This is a genomic window from Microbacterium sp. CnD16-F (assembly GCF_024124465.1).
GTDB lineage: Bacteria > Actinomycetota > Actinomycetes > Actinomycetales > Microbacteriaceae > Microbacterium > Microbacterium gawkjiense.
This window is the reverse complement of the sequence record NZ_JAMXSA010000037.1, coordinates 20,852-28,970: the sequence shown is the minus strand read 5'-3', so window position 1 is coordinate 28,970 and position 8,119 is coordinate 20,852. Positions and strand designations below refer to the sequence as shown.

General features: G+C 72.5%; 7 protein-coding genes. All 7 read right to left on the bottom strand.

Features of this window, described 5'->3' with window-relative positions:
- On the bottom strand, nucleotides 1–1,702 hold a 1,702-nt coding region (locus NH287_RS10590), incomplete at its 3' end, for a primosomal protein N' (protein WP_253035585.1).
- 4 nt (nucleotides 1,703–1,706) lie between these two features.
- The gene (gene metK, locus NH287_RS10585; protein ID WP_253035584.1) at nucleotides 1,707–2,900 is read right to left on the bottom strand and encodes a methionine adenosyltransferase; all 1,194 of its coding nucleotides are present in this window, start codon (nucleotides 2,898–2,900) and stop codon (nucleotides 1,707–1,709) included.
- Nucleotides 2,901–3,016: 116 nt separating this feature from the next.
- A complete protein-coding gene (gene rpoZ / locus NH287_RS10580) occupies nucleotides 3,017–3,271 on the bottom strand; it encodes a DNA-directed RNA polymerase subunit omega (protein WP_064002061.1) in 255 nt (84 codons plus the stop codon).
- A 108-nt stretch (nucleotides 3,272–3,379) separates the two neighbouring features.
- On the bottom strand, nucleotides 3,380–3,919 hold the full coding sequence (locus NH287_RS10575; RefSeq protein WP_217531909.1) for a CoA-binding protein: 540 nt from the start codon (nucleotides 3,917–3,919) through the stop codon (nucleotides 3,380–3,382).
- Nucleotides 3,916–5,253 carry an O-acetylhomoserine aminocarboxypropyltransferase/cysteine synthase family protein gene (locus NH287_RS10570; RefSeq protein ID WP_253035583.1) on the bottom strand — a complete coding sequence of 446 codons (1,338 nt, stop codon included), beginning with the start codon at nucleotides 5,251–5,253 and terminating at the stop codon, nucleotides 3,916–3,918. The genes NH287_RS10575 and NH287_RS10570 overlap by 4 nt, the downstream gene beginning before the upstream one ends.
- Before the next feature lie 25 nt (nucleotides 5,254–5,278).
- Nucleotides 5,279–7,297, bottom strand: a complete 2,019-nt coding sequence (gene acs, locus NH287_RS10565) for an acetate--CoA ligase (RefSeq protein WP_253035582.1) — start codon at nucleotides 7,295–7,297, stop codon at nucleotides 5,279–5,281.
- Nucleotides 7,294–8,118: an ABC transporter permease gene (locus NH287_RS10560; RefSeq protein WP_253035581.1), complete on the bottom strand. Its 825-nt coding sequence runs from the start codon at nucleotides 8,116–8,118 to the stop codon at nucleotides 7,294–7,296. Before NH287_RS10560 ends, acs begins: the two co-directional genes overlap by 4 nt.
- Nucleotide 8,119: the final 1 nt, after the last annotated feature.

Sequence of the window (8,119 nt, the reverse complement as noted above, 5' to 3'; positions counted from 1 at the left end):
ATGCCGCGGCCCCCTCGACGGCGGCGACCCGGACCGTCGGCGGCATGAGCAGCGGCGCCCGATCGGACAGTTCCGCGCGGGCGTAGGCCGCGTGCGTCCAGGTCGCCAGCGCACGCGCGACCGGACCGGTGACCCCGACGAGGTGGACCGGCGCGCCGGGCGCCGCGAGGGCGGCGGCGTTCGACCACCACCGGAGGCACGACTCGCCGATGCGCAGCTGCTCGGCCATGAGCATCTTGTCGCCATCCAGGAGGATCACCGCGCGGTACCCGCCCTCCGCAGGCGGCTCCGCGCCCCGCGTCGCGATGACGAGGGCGGGACGGGCGTCGACGGACACGACGGGGTGATCGCCGTCGGCGACGACGACCCGGATGCCGGGGAACGCCCGCCCGAGCTCGTCGGCGGTGCGCTCGCTGCCCGACGACGCCATCCGGAACCGCGTCCCCTGGCAGTTCGCGCAGGTCCAGTTCGGCGCCGACCGACCGCACCAGCCGCAGTCCGGGGTGGCTCCCGGTCGGCGCGCGCGGAGCGGCCCCGCGCAGTGCCGACACCGCGCCGGGTGACGGCACTCGGCGCACACGAGCACGGGCGAGTACCCCGGACGGGCGACCTGCACGAGCACCGGACCGTGCTGCAGGGCTTCGCGCGCGGCGGCGAAGGCCGCGGACGGCACGCGGGCGCCCCGGTACTCGGCCTCGTGCGTGGCCGACAGGACGACCCGCGGGCTGACGCGGCGCTGCGCGGGCACCTCGCGCACCCAGCCGAGCTGGACGAGGCGTTCGACGTCCGTCGTCCGGGTGTGACCGGCGAAGACGAGGGCGGAATGCTCCTCCTCCTGCCGCACGAGCGCCGCATCGCGGGCGTGGACCCCGGGACTCAGCGGCTCGGCGAGCAGCGGGTCGCCGTCGTCCCACAGGAGGACCGCACCGACGTCGTGGGCCGGGGCGTAGACGCTCGATCGGTTGCCCACCACGACGCAGGGCGCAGGGCTCAGCATGCGGAGGTAGGTCGCGAAGCGCTCCGGACCCGACCGCCGGGCGTCGTCGCGGACGACGGCGTCCGCCGGCACGAGCGCCGCGAGCGCCTCCAGGACCTGCGACTGGTCGCGGTGGTCCGGCACGACGATGAGCGCGCTCCGGCCGCCGTCCAGGACGAGGGTCGCGAGCGACGCGAGCAGATCCGCCCACGCGCCGCGCAGCTGCCCGGGCGAGGGATGCGGGGGCGCATCCACCGCGAGCCGCTCCCCCGCGAGCACCGCGTCGGCGAGCCCGGGGTACGCCGATGCCACCGCGCGTGCGCGGGTCGCGGCATCCGGGTCCACCGTCGGCGCCGCGGGCGGCTCCGCGGCCACCCACGCCTTCTCGGCGCGCACCATCCGTTTGGGGACAGCCAGACGCAGGATGTCGCTCGCCGAGCCGGCGGCGCGGTCCGCCACGCGTCGGGCGAGCCGGTAGAGCCCGTCGGGGAGGATCGGGACGAGGGAGACGACCGCGGCGACCTCGGACAGCGGTCTCCCGCCCGGCTCGACCTCGGCGCGCTCGATGACCCAGGCCTCGACCACGCGTCCGGCGCTCCGAAGCGGCACCTTCACACGCACGCCCGGGCGGACGTCCTCCCGGAGGGCGCTCGGGACGGCGTAGTCGAAGAGCCGATCGAGCTGCGGCAGCGGCGAGTCGATGAGGACTCGCGCGACGTCGATCACGGGGTCAGAGACCGGCGGCGGCCCGCAACGCGTCGACGCGGTCGGTGCGCTCCCAGGTGAACTCGGGGAGTTCGCGCCCGAAGTGGCCGTACGCGGCGGTCTGCGCGTAGATGGGACGCAGCAGGTCGAGGTCGTCGATGATCGCCTGCGGACGCAGGTCGAACACGTCGCGGATCGCGGCCGTGATCGCCTCGTCGGAGACGTGACCGGTGCCGAACGTCTCGACGTAGAGCCCGACCGGCGCGGCGCGGCCGATGGCGTACGCCACCTGCACCTCGAGACGATCGGCCAGACCCGCCGCGACCGCGTTCTTGGCGACCCAGCGCATCGCATACGCCGCCGAACGGTCGACCTTGGACGGGTCCTTGCCGCTGAATGCCCCGCCGCCGTGTCGGGCGGCGCCGCCGTAGGTGTCGATGATGATCTTGCGTCCCGTCAGGCCCGCATCGCCCTTCGGACCGCCGACGACGAAGGGGCCTGCCGGGTTGATGACGTACCGGACGTCCGAGACGTCGAGCCCCGTCTGGGCGAGGACGGGGTCGATGACCTCGGCCTGGACCGCCGCGCGGAGCGCCGGCAGCGAGATGTCGGGGTGGTGCTGCGTCGACAGCACCACGGTGTCGACGGTGCGCGGGGTCGTGCCCTCGTACCCGAGCGTGACCTGCGTCTTGCCGTCGGGACGGAGGAAGGGCAGGGCGCCGCTGCGGCGGGCGTCCGTCAGCCGCTCGGCGAGGCGGTGCGCCGCCCAGATCGCGGTCGGCATGTACTGGGGCGTCTCGTTCGTGGCGTAGCCGAACATGATGCCCTGATCGCCCGCCCCGAGCGCGTCGACGGGGTCCACCGAACCGCCTTCGCGGTGCTCGAGCGCGTTGTCGACACCCGCGGCGATGTCGCCGGACTGCTCGCCGATCGAGACCGTCACGCCGCAGGAGTCGCCGTCGAAGCCGGTCTCGGACGAGGTGTAGCCGATGCGGTTCACGACACGACGGACGATCCCGGGGATGTCGACGTAGCCGTCGGTGCGCACCTCGCCCGCGACATGGACGAGCCCCGTGGTGACGAGGGTCTCGACGGCGACGCGGCTGCCGGGGTCGACCTCGAGCAGGGCGTCGAGGATGCTGTCGGAGATCTGGTCGCAGATCTTGTCGGGGTGACCTTCGGTCACGGACTCCGACGTGAACAGGCGCAGCGCAGTCATCGGTCCTCCAGAGGGCGGATCGGGCGTGTGGAAACCATCATGCCCGCGGTCCCCGACACCGGGGATTCGCGGGCATGAGCATGACGCCGTGTGGCGCCCGGGTCATGACGTCGAGGTCACTCGGCCGCGCGCAGGCGCAGCTTGTCCTCGTGGATCTCGTGGAGGGCGATCGTGAGGGGCTTGTCCTCGACGTTCGAGTCGACGAGGGGGCCCACGTTGTCGAAGAGGTTGCCCTCGTGGAGGTCCGAGTAGTAGTCGTTGATCTGACGCGCACGCTTGGATGCGTAGATCACGAGCTGGTACTTCGAGTCGACCTTGTCGAGCAGTGCGTCGATGGGCGGGTCGATGATGCCCTGGTCACGGTTGGCCATGGTGGTCCTCCAGGATCGGTGAGGCGAGAAGACTGCACGGACGCGCGTGTGCGCGGCGCGGCATCCCGCCAGTCTACAGGGCGCGCGGTGGTTCCGCCGCGCGGGCGGTCACCGGCTGAGCAGCTGCCGCTTCGAGCTCAGCACCCCGGTGTCGAACCCGGCGAGGTGGAGCCCGCCGTGGAAGCGCGCGTGCTCGATCTTGACGCAGCGGTCCATGACGACCGACAGTCCCGCGTCGGCGGCGATCTTCGCGGCTCCCTCGTGCCACGAGCCGAGCTGCAGCCAGAGGGTCGAGGCGCCGGCATCCACCGCCTCCTGGGCGACGCCCGGCAGGTCGTCGTGCTTTCGGAACACGTCGACGATGTCGGGGGCGACGGGGAGGTCGGCGAGCGAGGCGTACGCGGGCTGCCCGAGGATCTCAGTGGCCCGCGGGTTGACGTAGTACACGTCGTACGGCGAACTCCCCCGCAGGTAAGTCGCGACGAAGTAGCTCGCCCGCGCCGGGTTGTCGGAGGCGCCGACGATCGCGATCGTCTTCGCGCGGCGGAGGATCTCGAACCGCTCCTGCGCTCCGGCCGACGGCCACGTGCGGGGGGCGGAGTGGTGCCCGGCGGGCGTGGGCAGGGCGCACGCATTCGTGTCGCTCATCGGCTGACTCCTGTGGCTCGGGTGAGGGCCTGATCGAGGTCCCAGATGATGTCCTCGGGGTCTTCGAGACCGACCGAGATGCGGATGAGGTCGGCGGGGACGCCGGCGGCGACGAGCTGTTCGGCGCTCAGCTGCTGGTGCGTCGTCGAGGCGGGGTGGATGACGAGGGTCCGCGCGTCGCCGATGTTGGCAAGGTGCGAGGCGAGCTGCAGCGCGTCGATGACGGCCTCGCCCGCCCGCCGCCCCGCGGCCACCCGCTCCGCCTCGGTCGACGTCTCGTCGCCCGCCTTCACGCCGAACGCGAAGACCGACCCCGGTCCGAGCGGCAGGTACTTCTGCGCCCGTGCATGGTGCGGATGACCGGGAAGCCCCGCCCACGTCACGAACGAGACGCGGGGGTCGGAGTCCAGCCACTCGGCGACGATGCGCGCATTCGCGAGATGCCCGTCGATGCGCTGCGGCAAGGTCTCGACGCCCTGCAGCAGCAGGAACGCGGAGTGCGGGCTGAGCGCCGCACCGATGTCGCGGAGCTGCTCGGTGCGGAGCTTGGTGAGGAAGCCGTACTCGCCGAAGTTGTCCCACCAGCGGATGCCGCCGTAGGAGGCCACCGGCTCGGTCATCTGCGGGAACTTCCCGTTGCCCCAGTCGAACGTCCCCTTCTCGACGACCACGCCGCCGAGGGTGGTGCCGTGCCCGCCGAGGAACTTGGTGACCGAATGGATGACGATGTCCGCGCCGTGCTCGAGCGGCCGGGCGAGGTAGGGGGTCGCGAGGGTCGAGTCGACGACGAGCGGGATGCCGGCCGCGTGAGCGACCTCGGCGAGCCCCTCGATGTCGGCGATCTCGCCCGACGGGTTGCCGATCGTCTCGACGTAGAGGACCTTCGTCTCGGGCCGGATCGCCGCGGCGTAGTCGGCCGGATCGCTCGAGGCGACGAACGTGGTGTCGACGCCGAAGCGGCGGAGAGTCACGTCGAGCTGCGTGACGGTGCCGCCGTAGAGCTGCGCCGACGCGACGACGTGGTCGCCGACGCCGACCAGGGCGGCGAACGTGATGAACTCCGCACTCATCCCCGACGCCGTCGCGACCGCGCCGATCCCACCCTCGAGCGATGCGAGGCGCTCCTCGAGCGCGGCGACGGTGGGGTTGCCGATGCGTGAGTAGATGTTGCCGTACTTCTGCAGCGCGAACAGGTTCGCGGCATCCGTCGCGTCGTCGAAGACGAACGAGGAGGTCTGGTAGATCGGCACGGCGCGGGCGCCGGTGGCGGCATCCGGGGTCCCTCCAGCGTGAAGGGCGCGGGTGCGGAAGCCGAAGCGGTGTTCGTCGGTCATGTCTTCTCTCTCGGGATGCCGCGTGTCAGGCCGCGGCGAGGGCGGCGGCGATCTCTGCGACGGCGTCGGGGTTCTGCAGCGACGTGGTGTCGCCGAGCGGCGCGGGCTCGCGGCCGGCACGGCGGTCCTGCTCCGCCTGCCACAGCTGGGCGAGCAGGCGGCGGAGGATCTTGCCGGAACGGGTCTTCGGCAGGTCCGGGACGACGAGCACATGGCGGGGCTTGGCGACCGGCCCGATCTCGCGCGCGACGTGCGCGCGGAGGTCGGCGGCATCCGGCTCCCCCGCCCCGGACGGGACGACGAAGGCCGCGACCGCGTGGCCGGTGACGGGATCAGCGACGGCCGTCGTGCCCGCCTCGCCCACCGTCTCGTGCGCCACGAGCACCGATTCGATCTCGATCGTCGACAGACGGTGACCGGAGACGTTCACGACGTCGTCGAGTCGTCCGAGGATGCGGATGTGGCCGTCGGCGTCGCGGGTCGCGCCGTCGCCGGCGACGTAGTAGCCGCCGTACTCCCCGTGCCCGGCGTAGGCCGACCAGTACGCGTCGCGGTAGCGGTCCGGGTCACCCCACACGGTCCGCGCCATGCCCGGCCAGGGGCGGCGCACGACGAGCGTTCCCGAGCGTCCCGGCGGGACCTCGCGGCCTTCGGCGTCCACGACGGCCGCGTCGATCCCCGGCAGCGGGACGGTCGCGGAGCCGGGCTTCAGGGTCGTGACGCCGGGCAGCGGGGCGATCATCGCCGCACCGGTCTCGGACTGCCACCACGTGTCGACGACGGGCACCTCGTCGCGGCCGAACGTGCGACGGAACCACACCCACGCGGCGGGGTTGATCGCCTCGCCCACGGTGCCGAGCAGGCGGATGCGAGACAGGTCATGACCGGCCGGGAGCGCGTCGCCGAACCAGGTCATGAAGGTGCGGATGAGGGTGGGAGCCGTGTAGTAGACGGTCACCCCGTAGCGCTCGATGATCTCCAGATGACGCTCGCGGTTCGGCGTATCGGGCGTCCCCTCGTAGATGACCTGCGTGAGACCGTTCGAGAGCGGGCCGTAGATCTCGTAGGTGTGCGCGGTGACCCAGGCGAGGTCGGCGGTGCACCAGTGCACGTCGTCGGGCTTCGCGTCGAAGTGGGCCCAGTGCGCCCAGCTCGCGTGCGTGAGGTACCCGCCCGAGGTGTGCACGAGGCCCTTCGGCCTGCCCGTCGTGCCGGAGGTGTAGATGATGAAGAGCGGATGCTCCGCCTCGAACGCCGGCGCCGCGTGGACGGGCGCCGCCGTGTCGACCACCTCGTGCCACCAGACGTCGCGACCCGGGGTCCACGCGACCTCGTCGCCGGTGCGCCGGACGACCAGCACGTGCTCGAGGGACGGCAGTCCCGCAGCCGCGGTGTCGGCGGCGGACTTCACCTCGACCGCTCCCCCGCGGCGGAACTGCCCGTCGCTCGTGACGAGCAGCTTCGCGCCGGTGTCTTCGAGGCGGAACCGCAGCGCCTCAGCCGAGAACCCGCCGAACACGAGCGAATGCACGGCGCCGATCCGTGCACACGCGAGGGTGATCACGACCGTTTCGACGAGGACCGGCAGGTAGACGACGACGCGATCGCCCGGACGGATGCCGAGGGCGGTGAGCGCGTTCGCCGCCTGCGACACCCGACGCTGCAGGTCCGCGTACGTGACGGCGGTGCGGTCGCCGGGCTCGCCTTCGAAGTAGAGAGCGACCTTCTCACCTCGCCCGGCCGCGACGTGGCGGTCGACGCAGTTCACGGCGACGTTCAGGGTGCCCCCGTCGAACCAGCGGGCGACCGGGACGGCGAGTGTGCCGTCGTCGGAGCGGGCGGGGGGCTGCCAGTCGAGCGCGGTGTGCCAGGGGGTCGTCCAATCCAGGCGCCGCGCGGCACGCTCCCAGAAGGCCAGGGGATCCGCGGCAGCCTCCCCGTACGCATCGGCGGTCACGTTGGCCTGCGCGGCGAACGTGGGCGGCGCCGGGTAGGCGCGGGTCTCGACGAGGCGCAGCTCGTCGTCTGCGGTCGTCGAAGTCATGACCACTTCCGCAGGACACGGCGCTGGAGCAGGGTGACGAGCGCGTTCGAGAGCACCCCGAGGCCCGCCAGGATGACAATCGCCAGGAAGATGCGGTCGACGCGTCCCGTGCTCTGCGAATCGGTGAGCAAGTATCCGAGACCCATCGAGGCGGAGATGAGCTCCGCGGCGACGAGGAACAACCACGCCTGCGCGAGCGCCAGGCGCAGACCCGAGACGAGGGAGGGGACGGTCGCCGGCAGCTGGACGGTGCGGAACAGCTCCCACCCGCGGAGACCGAACGAGCGCGCCATCTCGACGAGGTGCGGATCGACATGGCGGAGGGCGCCCGCGACGGTCGTGAAGACCGGGAAGAACGCGCCGATCGCCACCAGCGTCACCTTCGGCTCCTCGCCGATGCCCATCCACAACAGCAGGAGCGGCACCAACGCCAGCGACGGGATCGCGCGGAAACCCGCGAGGATCGGGCTGAGCAGGACGTCCCCGGAACGGGTCAGCCCGACGACCGCGGCGACGGCGAGGCCCACGACGGACCCGACCGCGAAGCCGAGGACGACGCGCTGCACCGAGATCGCGATGTGGCGCCACAAGGTGCCGTCTTGGGCGAGCCCCACCGCCGCGTTCAGGACGTCGACCGGCGCGGGCAGGCGATAGGTCGGGATCACCCCGAACGCCGTCACCGCCTGCCACAAGGCGAGGAGGGCGACGGGGACGACGAGTCCGCCCACGACGCGGACGCTCGTGCGGGACCAGAACGGCCGCACCGCCGCCGCGCCCGAGGGCGCCGCGGCGGTGGAGGTCGCCTCTGCGGAGGCCGTCACG

What these genes read in the sequence shown, in the direction of transcription:
- NH287_RS10575 (WP_217531909.1), bottom strand. Translation starts at nt 3,919, where the DNA reads ATGAGCGACACGAATGCGTGCGCCCTGCCCACGCCCGCCGGGCACCAC.
- metK (WP_253035584.1), bottom strand. Translation starts at nt 2,900, where the DNA reads ATGACTGCGCTGCGCCTGTTCACGTCGGAGTCCGTGACCGAAGGTCAC.
- acs (WP_253035582.1), bottom strand. Translation starts at nt 7,297, where the DNA reads ATGACTTCGACGACCGCAGACGACGAGCTGCGCCTCGTCGAGACCCGC.
- NH287_RS10570 (WP_253035583.1), bottom strand. Translation starts at nt 5,253, where the DNA reads ATGACCGACGAACACCGCTTCGGCTTCCGCACCCGCGCCCTTCACGCT.
- rpoZ (WP_064002061.1), bottom strand. Translation starts at nt 3,271, where the DNA reads ATGGCCAACCGTGACCAGGGCATCATCGACCCGCCCATCGACGCACTG.